This window comes from Pseudoalteromonas caenipelagi (assembly GCF_013140855.1).
GTDB lineage: Bacteria > Pseudomonadota > Gammaproteobacteria > Enterobacterales > Alteromonadaceae > Pseudoalteromonas > Pseudoalteromonas caenipelagi.
The window spans coordinates 243,212-262,569 of the sequence record NZ_JABBPG010000003.1 but is presented as its reverse complement, the minus strand read 5'-3'; the positions used below and the strand labels follow the sequence as shown (position 1 = coordinate 262,569).

18 protein-coding genes are annotated in these 19,358 nt (G+C 40.0%); 1 reads left to right on the top strand and 17 read right to left on the bottom strand.

Going from position 1 to position 19,358, the window contains the following annotated elements; translation table 11 throughout:
* The first annotated feature begins 4 nt into the window (after nt 1–4).
* Nucleotides 5–1,090, top strand: coding sequence for an FkbM family methyltransferase (locus tag HG263_RS09610; protein ID WP_171625866.1), 1,086 nt, complete (start codon nt 5–7; stop codon nt 1,088–1,090).
* Here the strand turns inward: HG263_RS09610 and HG263_RS09605 are convergent.
* The 17 genes from HG263_RS09605 to flgL form a co-directional block, all read right to left on the bottom strand.
* On the bottom strand, nt 1,087–2,151 hold the full coding sequence (locus tag HG263_RS09605) for an FkbM family methyltransferase (protein WP_171625865.1): 1,065 nt from the start codon (nt 2,149–2,151) through the stop codon (nt 1,087–1,089). The genes HG263_RS09610 and HG263_RS09605 overlap by 4 nt on opposite strands.
* A 167-nt stretch (nt 2,152–2,318) precedes the next feature.
* A complete protein-coding gene (locus HG263_RS09600; protein ID WP_171625864.1) occupies nt 2,319–3,830 on the bottom strand; it encodes a class I adenylate-forming enzyme family protein in 1,512 nt (503 codons plus the stop codon).
* Between the two features lies 1 nt (nt 3,831).
* Nucleotides 3,832–5,415 (bottom strand): UDP-2,4-diacetamido-2,4,6-trideoxy-beta-L-altropyranose hydrolase, encoded by a 1,584-nt coding sequence (gene pseG / locus HG263_RS09595; RefSeq protein WP_171625863.1) that lies wholly within the window; start codon nt 5,413–5,415, stop codon nt 3,832–3,834.
* Entirely contained in the window at nt 5,415–5,657 is a 243-nt protein-coding gene (locus HG263_RS09590) for an acyl carrier protein (RefSeq protein WP_171625862.1), read from the bottom strand. Before HG263_RS09590 ends, pseG begins: the two co-directional genes overlap by 1 nt.
* Entirely contained in the window at nt 5,658–6,695 is a 1,038-nt protein-coding gene (gene pseI / locus HG263_RS09585; RefSeq protein WP_171625861.1) for a pseudaminic acid synthase, read from the bottom strand. It abuts the gene before it with no gap.
* Nucleotide 6,696: 1 nt separating this feature from the next.
* A complete protein-coding gene (locus HG263_RS09580) occupies nt 6,697–7,470 on the bottom strand; it encodes a cytidylyltransferase domain-containing protein (RefSeq protein WP_246239930.1) in 774 nt (257 codons plus the stop codon).
* On the bottom strand, nt 7,470–7,958 hold the full coding sequence (locus tag HG263_RS09575; protein WP_171625860.1) for a GNAT family N-acetyltransferase: 489 nt from the start codon (nt 7,956–7,958) through the stop codon (nt 7,470–7,472). The genes HG263_RS09580 and HG263_RS09575 overlap by 1 nt, the downstream gene beginning before the upstream one ends.
* Before the next feature lies 1 nt (nt 7,959).
* Nucleotides 7,960–9,279 (bottom strand): aminotransferase class III-fold pyridoxal phosphate-dependent enzyme, encoded by a 1,320-nt coding sequence (locus tag HG263_RS09570; protein ID WP_171625859.1) that lies wholly within the window; start codon nt 9,277–9,279, stop codon nt 7,960–7,962.
* 272 nt (nt 9,280–9,551) lie between these two features.
* A complete protein-coding gene (locus HG263_RS09565) occupies nt 9,552–11,630 on the bottom strand; it encodes a motility associated factor glycosyltransferase family protein (protein WP_171625858.1) in 2,079 nt (692 codons plus the stop codon).
* Between the two features lie 7 nt (nt 11,631–11,637).
* Nucleotides 11,638–11,937: a hypothetical protein gene (locus HG263_RS09560; protein ID WP_171625857.1), complete on the bottom strand. Its 300-nt coding sequence runs from the start codon at nt 11,935–11,937 to the stop codon at nt 11,638–11,640.
* On the bottom strand, nt 11,927–12,355 hold the full coding sequence (fliS, locus tag HG263_RS09555; RefSeq protein WP_171625856.1) for a flagellar export chaperone FliS: 429 nt from the start codon (nt 12,353–12,355) through the stop codon (nt 11,927–11,929). The genes HG263_RS09560 and fliS overlap by 11 nt, the downstream gene beginning before the upstream one ends.
* Nucleotides 12,356–12,399: 44 nt before the next feature.
* Entirely contained in the window at nt 12,400–13,818 is a 1,419-nt protein-coding gene (gene fliD, locus HG263_RS09550) for a flagellar filament capping protein FliD (protein WP_171625855.1), read from the bottom strand.
* Between the two features lie 25 nt (nt 13,819–13,843).
* A complete protein-coding gene (locus HG263_RS09545) occupies nt 13,844–14,254 on the bottom strand; it encodes a flagellar protein FlaG (RefSeq protein WP_171625854.1) in 411 nt (136 codons plus the stop codon).
* 85 nt (nt 14,255–14,339) lie between these two features.
* On the bottom strand, nt 14,340–15,311 hold the full coding sequence (locus HG263_RS09540; protein ID WP_171625853.1) for a flagellin N-terminal helical domain-containing protein: 972 nt from the start codon (nt 15,309–15,311) through the stop codon (nt 14,340–14,342).
* A gap of 163 nt (nt 15,312–15,474) precedes the next feature.
* Nucleotides 15,475–16,449: a flagellin N-terminal helical domain-containing protein gene (locus HG263_RS09535; protein WP_171625852.1), complete on the bottom strand. Its 975-nt coding sequence runs from the start codon at nt 16,447–16,449 to the stop codon at nt 15,475–15,477.
* A gap of 402 nt (nt 16,450–16,851) precedes the next feature.
* The gene (locus HG263_RS09530) at nt 16,852–17,823 is read right to left on the bottom strand and encodes a flagellin N-terminal helical domain-containing protein (protein ID WP_171625851.1); all 972 of its coding nucleotides are present in this window, start codon (nt 17,821–17,823) and stop codon (nt 16,852–16,854) included.
* A 320-nt stretch (nt 17,824–18,143) separates the two neighbouring features.
* Complete coding sequence (gene flgL / locus HG263_RS09525; protein WP_171625850.1) at nt 18,144–19,358, bottom strand: flagellar hook-associated protein FlgL; 1,215 nt, start codon at nt 19,356–19,358, stop codon at nt 18,144–18,146.

Below are 19,358 nucleotides of genomic sequence, written 5' to 3'. Positions count from 1 at the left end.
CTACATGACAAATAATCAACAAGTCGCTATATATGGCGCTGGTGGTAACGGGCAGAAAGTTTATCAAGCACTCAAACAAGAAAATGTAAATGTTGCGTTTTTTATAGATCTATATAGTGAAGCTAGCGACTTTGACGGATGCCCAATATATAGGCCAAACGCAATCCCAGATAAATCTGTTCTTACCCTTGTATCCGTCTCATGCACAAGTGAACAAATCAAACAAGCGCTTCAGCAGCAAGGTGTTAAGTCTTGCATGAATATGAATGAGATAATAGCGCAATTTCCTAGTGTGCTGGAGCAGTTTTTCACTCCAAGCTATCAGCAGAAGCTCAAAATGAGTGTAGAACGAGATGCAAAACAACTTGCGTGGTTTAGAGAAAACTTAGAGGATGACCAAAGTAAGCGTTGTTTAGATGACATACTCTCGTTTAGAAGCGCTGTAAACAATAAGAGCTACGTAAAGAATGACTGGTTAGTGCAGTATTTTCCACCTTGGTTGCTGGAGCTACCAATGTGGCAGAACGGTATTAATTTTGTAGATTGTGGTGCATATATTGGCGATACACTCGATAGCGCAGTTGAGACATTAGAGAACGCCAATATTAAGCTTAATTCTATTATTTGCTTTGAGCCAGACCCTGCAAACTACAGCAACTTGCAGAAAAAAGCTTACGCGCTCAGAAACAAGCCTTTCCTGACGCAATTATATCCATGTGGTGTATGGCATTCTAACACCATACTAAGCTTCGATGCTCGTCAATCACAGGGGAAGTTTGACGATACAAATAATGTTCTCGAGCTAGGAAAATCACTGCCCGTTGTTGCACTTGATCAAACTTGTATTGGTTCAAAGATAAATTTTATAAAAATGGATATTGAGGGCACTGAGCCACAAGCTATTGACGGAGCAAAGCAAATTATTCAAAGCTCAAACCCTTTACTCGCAATTTCAGTTTATCATGAACCTGAGCATTTATGGCAAATTGCAAAGCAGATACATGAGCTTAATCCCAATTACAAATTTAAATTACATTGCCATGGTGATTTTGGTTTAGAAATTATTCTTTACGCGATCCCTGCTAGCTAAATAGCGAACAACACTGTTTCACTATACCCCTGAGTGTAATGTCTTAAATAAAACTTATACTCAGGGCACAGCGCTTTTAACATCATTGGTACTTGGGTCAAATGCTCAACCCGATGATAAACACTGACCGCCAGTTTTGGCTTATGTTGTTGAATCAACTCCTCCATACCTTTTAGTACTTCTACTTCAAAGCCTTCTACGTCCATCTTAATATAATCTGGCTGCAATTCGTTTTGTTTACAGAACTTGTCTAAATAAGTTTGCTGTACTGCAACGGCATCTTGGTCATCACCGCTTTCAACCACTTTTGAGGACGTGCCAGAGACATTAAAATAAACCGTTTTCTCTGTGCTTCCAACCGCAGCCGCAACGACTTGAACAGAGTTAGAGTTTTGATATTTTTTTTGTAACACATTAACCTGCTCTGGAATTGGCTCAAAGAGATAAGCAATTCCTTTGTTTACATGTCTTAAAAAACGTTCTGAATCACTGCCGTCATAAGCACCTAAATCAAAAAATATGGCACTATCTTTAAAAGGCAGAATGAATGGCTCAATATACATATTGGTAATATCAAACTTAAACCCATCCATAAACGCCAAGTCGTAATTATTTCTAAAACCGACAACGGCATCAAAAGTGTGCTTAGACTCATCGTCTGCTAACCAACTTTTTACTTCTTCATAGTCCTCTTTATTTGACTCCCAATGACTGTTGGCCCCCTCCCAAAAGTCAATTTTTGGGCAGATAAAGCCCGAATTTCTATAAAAAGAAAAATAATCGCAGTAGGTTAGGCCTTTACTTTTTAATAGTTGATTAACATCAAGAGGGCGACTGTTAGTTACAGCGCTGACTACAACTGCGTTATCTGGCACATCAATGAGTTTGATACAAGGTAGGCCATGGAATGAATCGAAGCGATAGAAGTTGTCTATAACCGCTTCTATAGCAATATTTTTATTTTTAAATATCTCTATTAGTGCCTGAGCTTCGGTAGTTGTACCAAAGATATAACGCTGCGCATCAACTGCTTTAAAACGCTGCCAAAACTTCTCATCCATATCCACTCTAACCCACACAAAAGTTAATTTCACGTTAAGTATAGTTTAAAATACGGAATTTTCGATATTTTATTAATTATTTCTTTTTTAATTAATACGATACCTTTTCTGGCAGTACAGCTATTGTTATCAAAGTAGAAGTTATTGCATTAAAAAAGGTGATAAAGTTACCCTTTACCACCAAATAGACTTTTTACGGACTGTCGTAGTATTTTACCGAGGCTACTTTTCGCTAACGAATCTACGCGTTCAAAATAGCGAGGCTGCTGATAATCCGTAAGCTCATGAAGACAAAGCTTTTTCAACTCGTTTACATCTAAAGAGTCAGATTGAGTGGTATATACCACTTTAATAACCTCACCAAACTGCTTATCGGGATAAGCAAATGCCACGCAATCCGCTACATCCGGATGCATTTTGATTGTGCTTTCAATATCTTGGGGATAAACATTGATCCCTCCTGATGAGATGACATCGTTATTACGACCAACATAATATAAAAAGCCATCTTCATCTAGGTAGCCTAAATCCCCCGTCGCAAAATAACCTTGCTCATCGTAGGCTAACTTTGTTTTTTCGGGCATTTTGAGGTATCCAGCAAACTCAGTCTTTGATTGACACATTATCTGCCCGACTTCACCTGCACCTACCAGCTGATGCTGTTCATTAATTATTTTGAGCTTTACAAAAGGTAGTGCTTTACCAACACTTCCTTGCTTATCACTATGTGAGTTAAGACAGAAGTCTGTTACTACGCCAACTTCAGATGCACCGTAACACTCATGTAATTGGCAATCAAACTGTTTAACCAACTTTTCTTTTGTATCTAACGCAAGTACAGCAGATGAGCTTACAATACAATTTAAACTCGACATATCTTTCGCTAATTCAATGTTATCTACTAACATATCCAACTGGCTAGAAACCGCAAACAAAAAAGAAACTCTATACTTTTCAATTACATTAAACCACTTCGCAACATTGAACTTTGGTAAAATTACCGACGTAGCTCCTAGCATCAGTGGCATCAATAAGCCTCGCTGTGCTAGAGAATGATAAAGAGGTGTAGACACAAGCACCACCTCATCTTGTGTGAGGTCGTAATAATTAATTGTTGCGTCAAACGCCCGCTTTATTTTGCACTCTTGCGTTAAAATGATTGGCTTTGGTGTGCCTGTAGAGCCTGATGTCATGGTTAATATGAAAGGTAACTCAGTTGTATCCACTGTTTTGTCGTCATCTTTTAAGCCACTTTCAAAAACGTCACCCCACAGTGTTTCCTTACTTACACAGCGGTTTAATGTAATAAGATTTTCTGGCTGCGCAAGGCCTGTTCCTAACAATTGTTGAGACACACTTGACCACGCCACCGTTGCGGCGACAGGTATTGATTTCATTGCGTTTTCAAGCGCATGCCCTTTTAATGTAATAGGTAAAGGCACTACCGCTAGACCTAGCTTTGCAGCACTTAATAATACGATTGCATATTCAGGCCCATTTGGTGCAAAGAGTGCGATTCTCTGCCCCGCTGTCAATCCCTTTGACTTAAAGTAAGCACTTAAGATGAGCACCTTGTCTATCAATTCATGATAGGTTATATGTTGCTCTTCATAGATGATCGCTGCTTTGAATGGCTGCTCTATACTTTGTTGATAAACCAACTGGAAAATATTATTCATATTATTTCACCTGTTTATGAGGTGCACGGTCAATGTAGTAAAAATATTGCGGCGTAGCATGAGGAAAAGCAAACTCAATTGCCTTGTGGCTTAAACTTTGAGCAGAGACATCTTCAAAGCCCATATATTGGTTGAGTAACCTAACAAACTTATTTTCTTTATGTATCACGGCAATCCACCTAGCTTCAGGTGCCACTTTCTGAGTGAACTTGAGTTGCCACTTCAAAATCATTAGGGCTTCAGGAAATGAAACATCGTCATCAATTGTAAACCAGCCACCGATTATAAATTGCTGCTGTTGCAGCTCTAATTCTTGATGCCAAATAAATACGATTGGTTGTGCTGCTTTGTAAATAACGAAAGATTGGCGACGATTATTAAACCACCAGCAAATATGCTCATCAATTTTAATGGCATTACTGATCGTCATTTTAGAGGCATTACTTGGCTTATTTCTAGCACGTAAATAGGCCATCATATCGCTGTCTTGCACTGGCCTATATGACAAGTCGTGAGTGATGATAATTTGCTGATTTGAGCTGACAACTTCTGCATGACGCTCACTTTCGTTTAAGCTATGAGTACCTAATAATATGTCAACCACGCGCTCAACGCCTAAGCCATCAACTTTATATGGCGCACAGCTTGTTAGCTTTGTTATACGTTTATGATTACTTAACAACGTCTCAATCAATTTGATTTGGCGTTCAACGGATAAACTAAGCAAATGTTCAATATGAAAAAAGTGCCCTAACTGTTCTAAATCTTCGCTCATATTTTGTTGATTATTTGCAATTGCAAAAGTTAAAGCAGGTGTATGTGTTGCCATTAGTTCATACAATGACGTTCCTAATGCACCCACAAACAAGTGAGCTTTTTTGTACAATGGCAACAAGCTATTGGGGGAGTCAACAACTTTAATTTGCGTAAATCTATCAACAAGACTTAATACACTATTTTTATTGGTGGCCTGGGGACCTAGCACTACGGTTATTGTAACCGCGTTGTCCAAAAACGTAGCGAGCTGCTCTATTAACCCACTAAGTAGCTGCCAGTCGCCTCCCCCCCCAAGAGAAAACATAATATTCTTTTTAGGTAACGCCTGATGAGATTCAACATTCTGATATTGTGGGTCGAGCAACGCATATTTAGGCCCAAGTATTAATTGGCAATCAGCAGGCACTTTATGTTGATAGCGAGTGTGCATATCTGCCGTATACTTTTGATCAATTAAGTAATCACACAGATGCTCACGTGCCATATCATCAATTACTATCAACTCCACATTGGCCGCTTTTATTACCCTTTCCCATTCGACTCCCAGTTCATAATTATCGACAATAATCCTAAACCGCTCAGCCTTTAATGCCATAGCAGACAATACTTGTTGTGCATCTTGCTGTTGTGACAAAGCAGGGAAATAGACGACAGGCCAAGAAAGCTGATTTGCTAATACTTCTATTGTTGGATTCTTATCCAAAAAGAAAAATATCTCATGCCCACGTTGCTGCAGTGCAAGTGCTAGCCACTTGCATCGCATAAAATGACCAATGCCTTGCTTGCTGTTAATACGAAATGCAAACATTAGAGCTTCGCCTGAATACTACTGATCAAACCACCGATAGAGGCGTTTTTTTCATCAAGCAGCTCCTCTGGTGAGAAAGACACCGAAAACTCTAACTCAATCTGCATAATTAACGACAGCACTTCAAACGAGTCTAAAACACCACTGGCAATGAAGTTATAATCTTCTATCTCTGTGGGCAAAATGACCCCTCTGGCTTCAAAAAAGTCTTGAAAAAAAGAATAGAGCGCTTCGTTACTCATTTACAGTAAATCCTTCCAACTTAGCTGCGTTCCTCTGGGAAGTGGATTTCTGGCCGTGCGCCCAATCACCAAAGGTAGATCTTTTGGCATTAACTCTCCTCCTCCTGGACGTTTCTGAACTAAATGCGACTCTGTTAGCACTTCACCAGCTTTAATATCTTTTGCTGCATAAACACAACGTCTCGCTTTTGATGGCTCACTAGGATAGTGGACGGTACCTAATGCCAGCTCAATTTGTCTCACACCATGCACGAGTGCCTTTAATTCATCCGGAGTCATCGAAAAAAAGCTATCTGCAGTGTTGTCTTTTTTATCCATAACAAAATGCTTTTCTATCATGCACCCTCCTACAGCAATCGATGCCAGAGGTACATCATTCCCTAATGTATGATCAGACAAGCCAACAGGAACATGAAACGCCTCTTTGAGGTGTGGAATAGTCTTCAGATTTATTGACTCGGCGGGAGCTGGGTAAGTACTTGTACATTTGAGCAAGCATAGCTCTGTAACACCTGCATCTTGAGCAACTTTAACAGCCTCCGCTATTTCAGCGAGTGTCGCTCCCCCTGTTGATAAAATAACAGGCTTACCGGTTGCTGCAACATCGCGGATCAGCTGATGATCTATCAACTCTGGTGATGCAATCTTATACGCTGGCGCATTTAACTGAGATAGCAAGTCAACAGCGCTTTTATCGAAAGGAGATGAAAAGCAGGTAATACCTATTTTGTCAGCTAATTCAAATAGCTCCGCATGAAAATCCCAAGGCATATAAGCATGTTTATATAAATCGTATAAATACTGGCCTTTCCACGGCCCTGTTGCTTCAAAATGCGCTAGAGCGCAGTCCATAGTTAAAGTATCTGCCGTGTATGTTTGCAACTTTATCGCATTTGCGCCCGCCTCTTTTGCTGCATACACCAACTCCTTTGCTCGGCTTAGAGACTGCCCATGATTTGCTGACATTTCAGCTATGATATAACTGGGGTGTTCATGTCCAACCCACGTATTATCAATTCTAAACTCTTTTTTAAACATGCTACCCAACTTGAATTTGTTCTACGTGTTCATTTATTTTAAGTATATCAGGATGTTTGGCTAACATTTCTTTTAATTCATCAAAACCAAAGTCGGTCCGATACCCAAATAATTTATAAATTTCATTTATCATTTGATAATCTGCCGGCTCATCTAGTGTTAAGCGCCAATGGCTCAAATCTGGCTTTACAGAATACGGGGCAACGCGTAGATTACGGCAGATATATTGGGTGACATGCTCTTTTTCAAAATCTTCGGCTGCATTTTCATAAGCTTTTTGTAAAGCGCTAAAAGTAAACACTTCCGTATCAAACCCATTAGGAAGACCACAATGCGGCCCTGCAGAAATATAGTCATATTCGGACATTACCTCAAAAAAATGAGCAATGACTCGCGCTGACTCTATTTTATCGATAAGCGGGCAATCGCTGGTGCATCTTACAAGCACAGTATTAGGTTTGGCATTCACAGACTGAGCCGCCAAATAGTAACGACTCAACACGTTATTAGTGTCTCCCTCAACATATTTAATGCTTAGTTTCTGACACAAATCTACAATTGGTTTTTGACTACCATCATTTGTCGTAGCAATAATGATACGGTCTTTGAAAACGTCTAAACGGTCTAACATCACTTCTAGTATGCTGCGCTTTCCAAGTGGCAACATGACCTTCTGTGGCAACCGTGTAGATGTCATTCGAGCTTGTATAATTATATAGAAATCTTTTGCCATTAAAGCGTTAACAAGATTATTAGAGTCGTTCACTTTGCTCATCAAAACTCCCAGCTCATTGTCAAACCATTATCTGTTCGTCCGTCATTGACTGCAGTGAAACCAATTTTCTCATAAGCGCTAACCGCAGATTTATTGGCCTTATCAACGCCTAAAGTCATTCTAGATATACCAAGCTGTTTTTTGGCATGGGCCGCAAAACACTCAATAACCTCTTTAGCGACCCCTTTGCCATGCCAGTCTGACTCGCCTATTAATATACCCATTTCAAAGCTAGGTAACTGACCTTCTTTAACAATAAACTTGATATTACCTATGTGTTTAGCATCTTCTAAGGTAAAAATTCCGTAGAAATACACATTGTTATCTGCTCCTTGCTCAAGGATGTATTGTCTAAGCTCAGGAATTGACACGGGCTTGTTAATAATAAACTCACTAACAGGCGATGTGAGCCAGCCAATATATTGTTCAGTGGCATCTTCTTGGGTCAAAAATCGCATTAAGAATCGCTCTGATGTGAGAGTCTTCATATTAATTTAACCTTTTAAAGCCTGATGTGGATGGAATAATATGTGCCATAACATTTGGCTGTTCAAGTGCATTTGCCAATGACGCAAAGGCATTATCAACGGCACTAAGATATTGGGCAACATGCTCATCTTTATGGGCATACATGCAATAAAACATATTAGTTGCTAATACACCTTGCTTGAGCATTTGTTCAATAAAAAAGGATTTTAGAGTCAGAAAATTGTCGTACTCTAAATTAAAGTGACATAGCGCATCTATACCCGAAATATGTATTTTAAGGCCGTGCTTATCGGCCAATTGTTGCCACCCTTGCTTTATCTGTTTGCCGATATAAGCAAGGTGCTCATGCACTTTATTGTTTTGATAGTAATTTATTGTCGCCAAAGCAGCCGTAGGACCAACTCTCTCTGTCCACATTGTACTTGAGATAAAACTCACTTGCGCCGCATCCATCCACTTTGATTTGCCGATAATAGCCGCCATTGCGAAGCCATTGGCAAGTGCTTTAGAAAAAACGGCGATATCAGGATTGATCCCTAGAGCTAAATGAGAGCCTCCGCAATTAATCCGAAAACCCATTGATATCTCATCAATAATTAAAGGGATGTTTAAACGTTTTGCGATTGCCTCTACCTGTTGCCAATATTCACTTGATGCTCGAAAGTTACGCATCGGTTCCATCACGATCGCGCCCAACTCAGAACCGTGCTTTTGCACTAATTCTTCAAGCGCATCTATATCGTTAAAAGCAAAAGGTAATGCTGTACCTGCCAACGCTTTTGGCACACCATTAGGAGATAAACCTGGTATCAAATGGTCGTTTAAATTGCTGTCACTCGTTACATTTGCCGACAAATACCAATCATGCCAACCATGGTAGCCACTAAAAGCGATTTTATCTTTACCGGTCGCAGCTCTTGCGATTCTAATGGCAACGGCCATAGCCTCGCCACCACAACGCGTATACCTAACTTCTTCAGCCCAAGAATGCAGCTCTAATAGCTTGTCAGCTAGCGCAACATCCTCAGGGCAATTTAGGCTCGAACTTACGCCATTTCGAATATTGGCAATAACTTCATTATCAACCTCATCAACGGCATAACCCAAAATATTTGCGCCAATACCAGAAATTGACATATCAAGATATTCTTTGCCATCTAAATCCCAGACTTTTGCACCTTTTGCTTTTGAAAAGTAGCCCGGCCAAACGTCGGTGCTAAACATATCAGGTCTTTTAGACAATAATTGAGTCAAACCAGGAATAATTGACTTAGCTTGATGTTGAAGTGAAATGCTCTTCGAATGTTTTTTTGACGTCATACTTAAATCTTCGCTTAAGGAGTTTAGATAAAAATAAATAGCTATTAACCGCGCTGTAATACGTTGTGTAACCTCATCACTGAATCACACCATACGACTTAGCAGCAAATAGCATACCGCTCTTTATAATAATTTATAAAACAGGCCAATTATTTTTTGTAGAAAAGTTATAGTGTTGAATTGACCGCTTTGTAATTCACCGTCCTTTTTATAAAACAGTCTATCTAATACAAAGCGGCAACGAAGGTTTTTAATCTCGCTTTAGTGCATTGTTACTTGCAGACTCTCACATTATCACGGTAGAAGTCGGGTGCATTTTCAATAAATTCAATCCAATACTCTAACGCTTTATTATAAAACGGCATGATTTCTTTCTCATCCCCAAAATTATAAAGCAGTGAGACGAGTAAAGAGGTAGTGTAAAGCGCTTCACCTTCGAGTAGTAAAAATAAGTTTAAATAGTTAACGGAATTCTTAAATGAATAGAGGTAGCGAATACTTTTTAGCATATTTTCCAACGCCTCAGAACGAACGCTGGCAGGCTCACGCAAAATATTTGCAAATGTTTCGCAAAACTGAGCAAATTCATCAAAGTGTAGCAATGGCTCTACTTTCGCGCTGTAATCGCTTGCGACAAAACGCTCATTCTTAACATATTCAACAACGTGTTGTTTTGCTAATTTTGTAGCATTTAAAACCAATAGATCGGAAGGTAGAGGCAAAGCGCCTTCAATTTTTGCTCCGTTACTACAGTTAAATACCTGAACACCTTTGTGTTTGAAAGAAGCAAGCAACTTACCCATTTGTATGTTGCCAACACACATGAACTCGTCAGTTAGAACTGATGGTGAAAAATTACCAGGTAATGATATTTGCTTTCCTATCTTTAGAGGTTTGTGAGCAACTTCACCTGTACTCTTATAGTAAAAACTCGATTTAGAATGGTGGTGTTCTTCATCTACATAGCCATTGTCTACACCAAATAGGTAGATGTTTTTAAAACCTAAGTGACATGCATAACTGAGCGCAGTGTTACCTACTAAAGGATTACAATACGACAAAACCTCAGTAATTGATTTACCATCTAAAAACTCAGCCAAATGTATCAACTGAGTCGAGGATTCGTTTCCTTTCAACCCAAACCCCGTCCAAGGAAATAAACTCTGTACAGTCGGGTGCATAACATTGGTGATCAATAGATTCATCTTGCTACGGGCTTCTTCACTCAAAAAGTCCCGTAAAAAGTCATAAGTCATCTCGGTTCTTTCTAAAGCGACGTGAAAATCTGGAATAATTCCATGCTTTACAAGTGCTGTAGAGGCTGAGTTGCAAGACACAACAACAACCTGATCTTGTACGCTCTTAATAAACTCTATTTCTTTATCAAGAGAGGGACCATTTGCAACAATAAACACAGGAAAATTAGCAACAGACTTATCCATCGGTTGTCTATTGTCCATAAGGTTAAAATTGTTCTCAAGATTACCAAGCGTGTGTGCTATACCCATGATGGCATCATCAAAAAAACCAAATCCAGTAAAAAACTGGTGGAAGTTAGTTTTAAACTCTTCAACCCAGTTTGCCATTTTACTAGATGGATAGTGTTGATAGAACCAAGTGTAACTGACGGACGCGATGCCAATATTTCGACTTCGTTCATAGATATCTCGAAAAATTTCTTCTTCAGTTTTACCTATTCCCAGATACAGAAAGCTACCATTTTCATCAATTTTCTCTAAGACTGACTGCCAATCAGCCACAAACAAACTTGCAAAAAAGTAGTCCTCATTTGGCTCCAAAATACTTATAAAACTAACTTTTCTATTCTCAAAGATTTCTGTCAAATGATAGCCTAAGCCAATACCAAATAGCATAAAACTTGGTAGGGTCTCATCTAAGCGCTCATTCTCATCTAACTGTTCTTTGACATCAGCAAAGACCTTTCCCATATTTTTCATTAAGTCGACATGCGCAAAGCCGATTTCATTTTCTAAATTTGCAACTGACGAATGATCGGTTTTGCCTAAGGTGGGCTTTTCAAGGTTTTGTTCTATTTGTTCTCTAACTTGCTTTATTGGATCATCAGAATACATTGGTACACCTGTATCATAATCGATGATATTAACCGTACCGTTATCATTAAGAACAAATTGGAATTTATCACTTGGAACGTAGTGCAGATATTTTTCAAAAATTTCGGGAAAATACTTTTTAAAGGCAAGCAGGTTTTCTTCAAATTTTAAATTTGCCTTATCTGCGAATTCTTGTTCTCGTCGCTGCTGCTGAGCAGTCTCTTCTAGTTTCGCTGATAGCGATTCAAGCTGCTCTTCGACAGAGTTGTTGCTGGTCATTAATTACCTACTTGATGCTTTTGTATACGTTCAACTTCTTTTGGGTGCTCAAATGCGCCCCGATATCTTTAGCTAGGGATTTTTTTTGTTCAATGATCGCAGAAGTGACTTGGGTGAAATTATCGTAAAATCGCTGACAAGCCTCTAGGTCAGACTCCGAAAGATCTTGTTTGCCGTCAAACACATAGCGAACATCTTTATCTAGTTGGCCATATGCCTTTGTGCAACCATCTAAATCGTTTTCTTTCAAAAGCAACTTCAACTTCTTAAGTTGCTCTTCTAAATCTGAAAGCTGCTTAGCCAACATGTGCATCGGCACCATTTTCGCGAAGCGTTTGCTCTCGAACATTGTGCGGAATAGCATCCCAAGCAGATTTAATTTCTTTTAACAAGGTACTGACTTCGTCAATGATTTCTGGATTATTCTCTAGGCTGGCATCAAGGAGTCTATCTAGCATATAGCTATATAATGCATAAAGGTTCTCAGTTACTTCACCGCCAACTTCAAAGTCCAAGCAACCACGTAATGCTGAAATAATCGCAGACGCTTTTGATAAGTGTTCACTTTTTGCTTCAAGGTGTTTTTTCTCAATCGCAACTTTTGCTAGTACCATTTTCTCAACGGCACCCGCCATAAGCATCTGGATTATCTCAAACCGATCCGCACCTGCGACACGCGTTTTTAGCGCTTCTTGGCGGTAGTTTTTTACTTTAGCGTTATACATAACTCACCTTTAATTTCGTCTGTTATCTTACAAGAGCCAAAACATTAAGACTTGGATTTAGTAAACCCTGGTAAACTTGCCAACTGAGCACCTAAATATGACTGTGTCGATTGCATTTGTGCTAACAACACATCAAGTCCAGCATACTTTTTACGAAGGCCTTCTTCAAACGACTCCATACGATACTGGAAGCTATCTACATCATCTTCCAACTCATCTAATTGACCATTCAAGGTAGTTTCACGTTGTTTAACAATACCACCTGAATCAATATAGTTAGCAAGTAATGCATCTAAATCTTTGGCTACACCATTATCTCCTGCAAAAGCCTTGCCAATATCATCAAAATTTTCATCCATCGCTTCATTTAGGCTGCGAACCAACGAAGACTTTTCTAGATAACCATCATTATCTACGGTCAAACCAATATCAAAGATTGATTTGAATGGCCCCGCACCGGTTATTTCTCGACCAAGCGTATTAATTAACTGATCACGTAAACCACGCATTGTTGCATCACCGTTTAATGGCTTGCCAATACGAGTTTGAAAACCAATATTGCCGATTAAGTTATTGTACGTTTCCACGAGTTGGTCAACTAGTTTAGTTACCGACTCTCTGTCGTACTCAACATTTAATGTCGCGGTTTCTGGGTTGCCAGTGCCGTCATCTTCACTCTCTTTCAGCGCTTTAATCGTCATGTCTTGCACAGCATCTTTAAACGTATTGGTGCTACTATTTACCGTTAAACCGTCAACGGTAATAATTGCATCTTGTGCTGCTTGTGTTTCGGTCATTCCAGCTGTGCCGCCCGCAAATGGCGAAGTACTCACTGAATCTAACTCTGCAGTATCAGAGGTTACTGTTAGCCCATTGCCGTTACCTGATACGTTTGACGTTAATACGAGTTTTGAGCCAACGAGTGGATCACCTGTATTTACGATATTAGCTGTCACACCAAAGTTCGTTTCTGAGCTATTAATTGCATCACGCAACTCCGCGAGCGTTGCTCCCGCACCGAGCGTTAAGGTAAAATTATTACCCGCGCCAGCATCGAAAGTGAGTGTTCCCCCAGACGCTGTAACCACATCCGTTGTAGCACTAAATGCACCATCGGTAGAGTTTAATCGACTGCCTTTAGCCAATTGAGTTACCGCAATATCAAATTCACCTACAGAAATATCACTGGTAGGTGTAACACTGATAATATCACCAGATGTGGGTTGCTTTATATTGGCGACTCGCTTACCAAAGTTTTCAGGATCTGCTAACTTTTCAATGGTATCTTTAAGTTTAGAAATTGCAGATTTGACTTCTCCAATCGCTGATAACTCAACCTTTAATGAGTCCTGCCTTCTCTGGAAAGCTTGGAGCTTAGGTGCACTTTCGGCCTGTACCGACGCTTGAATAATTGCTTCAAGGTCTAAACCTGAACCTATACCCGCTTGAGTGATTAATGGCATGAGTTACCTCCAAACTTACTGCAAATTAAGCTGTTTCATTAAATAAAAAGCCCTTATTAGCCAATTTATCGGCAAATTCATCTAAAGCTTTAGCTACTTCACGAAACTCTTCTGATGGGATCTCGCGAATAACCTCATCATTCCCGCGATCAATTACGCGAATAAATGGTGGACTACCTGTCTCATCAAATTCAAATGACAAGTTAGTTGAAGTGATTGGCAGTACTTCATTTAACTTATCTAAGTTTTTCTTTACATCATCCAAAAGCGCTTGGCGCTCCTGTGCTAAATTTTCAGATGACTCTTGCTGCTGCTTAGCCAGCTTAGCCGTGTCTTCCACTGGGCGCTGAAACTCTACAGAACTTGCATCTTTGTCTTTTGTAATGACAGACGTCAAAATGCCGACATTACTTTTTGAAACGTCAAAATCGCTCATAATAGACCTCCAGATACTACCTTAAATATAGCATACGTTAAACTCAGACGTGTAACATCTGAGCCTAACGTAATGCATCACCATCTTAACCTAGTAATGACAACGCTACTTGGGGACGCTGATTAGCCTGACTCAAGATAGAGCTACTTGCCTGTTGCAAGATCTGCATTTTAGTTAAGCTTGCGGTTTCTGTTGCAAAGTCAGTATCTTGGATTCGAGAACGCGCTGCTGCAAGGTTCTCTGAGATATTTGCTTGGTTACGGATAGCTGATTGGAATCGGTTTTGAACCGCACCAAGCTCGGCCCGTTTTTTATCAACCACAGCTATCATTGCATCCATACCCGCAAGCACGAATTGTGCATTCGCCTGAGATGATACACTGATACTGGTTTCTCTGAATTTAGTTGCAAAGTCATCAGTAGCCGCAATCGCTGCGCCTGAAATATCAGATACACCCGCCGCTAGTGTTGTTAGACCTTTACTACCTACCGCACTGGCAATACCGGCAATACCTGAAAGAGTAAAACCATTATTAGCAGAGATACCATTGGTTGCGGCTGTGCCACCTACATTTTTCATGCTAAAGCCAATGGTTTGTACTGCATCAGCACCAATTTGGAAACTTGCTTTATATGAACCATCTAGCAAGTTCTGACCACCAAAAGTAGTATCTTCAGCTACACGGTTCACTTCTGACGCTAGTGAACGAATTTCTTCTTGTAGCGCTAAACGGTCTTCATCTGTGTTAGAGCCGTTTGCTGCTTGTTGTGCCAACGTACGAACGCGTTGGAACATTGAGGTTACCTCATCAAGTGCACCTTCAGCAGTTTGCGCAAGAGAGATACCATCATTCGCATTTCGGTTACCCTGGTTTAAACCATTAACCTGACCGGTCAAACGGTTTGTGATCTGCATACCCGCAGCATCATCTTTTGCGCTGTTGATTCGCAAACCTGAAGATAATCTTTGGAAAGAAGTATCCAAAGCACTACCAGATCTGTCTAACTGGCGCTGTGCGTTCAAAGAACTCACATTAGTATTAACGTAAATAGCCATAATAGCCTCCGCTTTATCATTTATCGTGAGTGGTTACGGGATACCCCTACCCTGTAACCTCTCATGGTTAGAGTCCTAGAGTTATAGTTCTCTAACTCGTTTATCGTCTGATAAAGCGAAAGCTTTAGCTTTATTTATAAAAAATTTTAATTTTTTTTAACTATTAGCCCTGAAGTAAGCTCAGTGCCGCTTGAGGTCTTTGATTTGCTTGACCTAAAATAGTTTGACTCGCTTGTTGCAAAATCTGGTTTTTAGTCAATTTTGCAGTTTCTAAAGCGAAATCTGCATCCTTAATTCGCGATTTTGCAGACGATAAGTTTTCAGACACGTTTGCTTGGTTACGAATTGTCGACTGGAATCGGTTTTGCACCGCACCGAGTTCAGCACGTTTTTTATCTACCACGGCAATCATTGCATCCATACCCGCAAAAACAAACTGGGCATTGGCTTGAGAAGATAAACTAATACTGGTTTCTCTAAATTTAGTGGCAAAGTCATCAGTAGCTGCAATTGCAGCGCCTGAAATATCCGAAATACCAGCAGCCAATGTTGTCAAACCTTTACTACCTACTGCACTGGCAATACCGGCGATGCCTGACAAGGTAAAACCATTATTTGCAGAAAGGCCATTAACTGCTGCGGTGCCCCCAACATATTTCATGCTGAAACCAATCGTTTGTATTGCATCAGCACCCACTTGGAAATTCGCGGCGTACGAGCCATTAAGTAGGTTCTGTCCACCAAATGTGGTATCACTTGCGACACGGTTAACTTCAGCTGCTAGCTGACGCACTTCTTCTTGCAAAGCAAGGCGGTCTTCATCAGTGTTCGAGCCGTTTGCCGCCTGCTGTGCCAAAGTTCTAATACGCTGAAACATCGACGTCATTTCATCCATCGCACCTTCAGCAGTTTGGGCTAAAGAGATGCCATCGTTCGCGTTTCGGTTACCCTGCTCTAAACCTAATATTTGCGACTGCAAGCGGTCAGTAATTTGAAGACCAGCCGCATCATCTGCCGCACTATTGATTCTTAAACCTGAAGATAGACGTTTAAATGAAGTATCTAAATCGTTACCTGAATTCGTTAATTGACGCTGAGCGTTTAGCGCGCTGACGTTAGTGTTTACAAATAAAGCCATAACTATTTCTCTCTATTTCAAATTAAAGCCAAATTTCTAGGCTCTAAATTACTCAATACAAAGCGGCTATTTTTGTCGCCATGTTCTTTGCGACGGGGCAAAAAATTGCCACTTGCACCATATTTTGTTTTCTTATTGGAGGTAAATGCAAAAGGTGGGCCAATTTAATATTCAGGTGAAATAGAAAGAAAGGAATACAAAAAAAGGGCCTTTCGGCCCTTTGTAATTTGAAATTTGAGAGTAAGTGTCAATAAACTAGCATAGACATTGGCACGGTCTATGCTAGTGAATATATGTTCATTGAATTGATGAACTTATTGGATTGTAAGCTCCTCCGCTTTATCATCCAATTCGGTGTCCGTGCTAATACCCCATCGAGTACGGACACCATCTTTCCTATTCTTATCCTAGAAGACTTAAAGCAGCCTGAGGACGTTGGTTAGCCTGACTTAAGATAGTCTGACTTGCCTGTTGTAGAATCTGCATTTTAGTTAAGTTTGCAGTTTCTGTTGCAAAGTCTGTATCTTTGATACGAGATTTCGCTGCTGATAAGTTTTCTGAAACGTTAGCTTGGTTACGAATCGTAGACTGGAATCGGTTTTGAACCGCACCTAGCTCCGCACGTTTTTTATCTACTACCGCAATCATCGCATCCATACCCGCAAGCACGAATTGTGCATTTGCCTGAGATGATACACTGATACTGGTTTCTCTGAATTTAGTTGCAAAGTCATCAGTAGCCGCAATCGCTGCGCCTGAAATATCAGATACACCCGCCGCTAGTGTTGTTAAACCTTTACTACCTACCGCACTGGCGATACCCGCAATACCCGATAGTGTGAAACCGTTGTTTGCAGAGATACCATTGGTTGCTGCAGTGCCGCCCACATTTTTCATACTGAAGCCGATTGTTTGTACAGCATCAGCACCAACTTGGAAACTTGCTTCGTAAGAACCGTCTAGCAAGTTTTGACCACCGAAGGTTGTATCAGCAGCAACACGGTTAACTTCAGAAGCCAAAGAGCGAATTTCTTCTTGAATCGCTAAACGGTCTTCATCAGTGTTAGAGCCGTTCGCTGCTTGCTGTGCTAGTGTACGAACGCGTTGAAACATTGACGTTACCTCGTCCATCGCACCTTCAGCAGTTTGTGCAAGAGAAATACCGTCGTTAGCGTTGCGGTTACCTTGGTTTAGACCATTGATTTGTGAGCTTAAACGGTCAGTAATTTGTAGGCCTGCCGCATCGTCAGCTGCGCTGTTGATACGAAAACCAGAAGATAAACGTTTAAATGAAGTATCTAGTGCGTTACCAGAGTTATTTAATTGTCTTTGTGCGTTCAATGAACTTACGTTAGTATTTACATAAAGTGCCATGATAGTTCTCCCAATGTAAACTTTGTGTTTACTCTCAAACTTAAAACTTTAAGCCTTCGAATTATTTTTTATTCTCCAGCTTGGTTACTTAAGTTATCGGGCGGCAAAAAAATTCCTTTAGTATTTTTTTAAAAAAAATATCAACATACTGTTTTTTATATAAAAAATATAAATATAGTATGATCATCTTTATTCATAGCTAAACGTAATTATTTTTAATAAGCAGGTATTTTTTAGTAATTAAAACAATTACTAACACTGGAAAGTTGTGAGAATTGATGTAAGAAGGAGAATGCTGCCAGAATTTTGGCAGCAAACAATTATCTAATATAATCCAATAAGGACAAGCTAGATAAACGACCAAAGGTAGCTTGTGAGGCTTGCAAGGCCGTTTCATGCTTAGTGAGTTCGGTAATGGCCTCTGCCATATCTAATTCAACCAGATTGGCTTTTGACAATTTATTGTTGATATCAAGGTCTGCATTGGCCGCTTCAATCCGCTTAGTTGTATTAAGCCGACCACCCAACACCGATTGTGTTTGCGACACTAAGTTCTTAGCATTATCTAAACCAACATTTGCATCAGCAAGTGCCTGCTTATATTCATTTGGGTCTAAGTTAGGGGTGTTGAGTGTCGCAACTAAATCATCCAAGGTATTAAGCACATTTTGTTTTGCAGGCGCTTCTAAGTCAAAATCAATACTCGCCGGTGCCCCTGTAAATGTGACATCCATACCATTAACACTGACTTTATTTCCTTGGTAAGTACCCGATTGAATGGTTGTACCACCCACTTGTAAATCATAAGTAGTAGCTGAAGTAAAATTAATTGTTACCGTATTCGCATTCGCAGGTGCAGTTGGATCAGCGTTGTAGTTTGCCTTATGAAAGTTATCAAAAGCACCCTGCTGCTGCACATAAACATTACTTGTCGCTGGTACTATCGTAGTTTTATCAACATCTAAACGCTTACTGGCTTTTTCAAACACGTTAAAGCCATTATCGCTAGACTTAATACTTATTCCTTCAGCTACCTTGATACTATGCTGGCCTTGGTCACCCTGATACACATATTTTCCAGCGCCACTATCATATACAAACGCTTGTTTGCTATCTTGGTAACCGGCAAATATGTATCCACCATCCTCTGACTTTGAGTTCATCAGTTCAAAAATAGACTCTTTGAGTGAGTTTATTTCAGCTGATAACCCCTCTCTATCTGAATCAGAAAGCGCCCCATTACCCGCTTGAATTGTCAAAACTTGTGCTTTAGAAATAGAGCCTTTAATGTTTTCAAGCACACTTTCTTCCATCTCTAAGCGGCTACTTAACATCGAAGAACTTTTGGCATACTGTTCATTCGATTGGATCTTGTCAGTATAAAGCATTGAGTTAGCAATCGCTGATGGGTCGTCGGAAGCCGTTAATACACGCTTTTGCGTATTAACTTGCTGCTGCGCTCGGTTAACTTCTTCTTGATTACTCAAAATGGTATTTAGGTTATTTCTAAACATTAAATTATTGGATAATCGCAT

Coding starts and splice junctions, on each gene's coding strand:
- HG263_RS09575 (WP_171625860.1), bottom strand. CDS start 7,958: ATGAAGACTCTCACATCAGAGCGATTCTTAATGCGATTTTTGACCCAA.
- HG263_RS09565 (WP_171625858.1), bottom strand. CDS start 11,630: ATGACCAGCAACAACTCTGTCGAAGAGCAGCTTGAATCGCTATCAGCG.
- HG263_RS09530 (WP_171625851.1), bottom strand. CDS start 17,823: ATGGCACTTTATGTAAATACTAACGTAAGTTCATTGAACGCACAAAGA.
- HG263_RS09560 (WP_171625857.1), bottom strand. CDS start 11,937: ATGTTGGCTAAGCAGCTTTCAGATTTAGAAGAGCAACTTAAGAAGTTG.
- fliS (WP_171625856.1), bottom strand. CDS start 12,355: ATGTATAACGCTAAAGTAAAAAACTACCGCCAAGAAGCGCTAAAAACG.
- HG263_RS09600 (WP_171625864.1), bottom strand. CDS start 3,830: ATGAATAATATTTTCCAGTTGGTTTATCAACAAAGTATAGAGCAGCCA.
- HG263_RS09590 (WP_171625862.1), bottom strand. CDS start 5,657: ATGAGTAACGAAGCGCTCTATTCTTTTTTTCAAGACTTTTTTGAAGCC.
- HG263_RS09580 (WP_246239930.1), bottom strand. CDS start 7,470: ATGAGCAAAGTGAACGACTCTAATAATCTTGTTAACGCTTTAATGGCA.
- pseI (WP_171625861.1), bottom strand. CDS start 6,695: ATGTTTAAAAAAGAGTTTAGAATTGATAATACGTGGGTTGGACATGAA.
- HG263_RS09545 (WP_171625854.1), bottom strand. CDS start 14,254: ATGAGCGATTTTGACGTTTCAAAAAGTAATGTCGGCATTTTGACGTCT.
- HG263_RS09605 (WP_171625865.1), bottom strand. CDS start 2,151: ATGGATGAGAAGTTTTGGCAGCGTTTTAAAGCAGTTGATGCGCAGCGT.
- HG263_RS09535 (WP_171625852.1), bottom strand. CDS start 16,449: ATGGCTTTATTTGTAAACACTAACGTCAGCGCGCTAAACGCTCAGCGT.
- flgL (WP_171625850.1), bottom strand. CDS start 19,358: ATGCGATTATCCAATAATTTAATGTTTAGAAATAACCTAAATACCATT.
- fliD (WP_171625855.1), bottom strand. CDS start 13,818: ATGCCATTAATCACTCAAGCGGGTATAGGTTCAGGTTTAGACCTTGAA.
- pseG (WP_171625863.1), bottom strand. CDS start 5,415: ATGTTTGCATTTCGTATTAACAGCAAGCAAGGCATTGGTCATTTTATG.
- HG263_RS09610 (WP_171625866.1), top strand. CDS start 5: ATGACAAATAATCAACAAGTCGCTATATATGGCGCTGGTGGTAACGGG.
- HG263_RS09540 (WP_171625853.1), bottom strand. CDS start 15,311: ATGGCTATTTACGTTAATACTAATGTGAGTTCTTTGAACGCACAGCGC.
- HG263_RS09570 (WP_171625859.1), bottom strand. CDS start 9,279: ATGACGTCAAAAAAACATTCGAAGAGCATTTCACTTCAACATCAAGCT.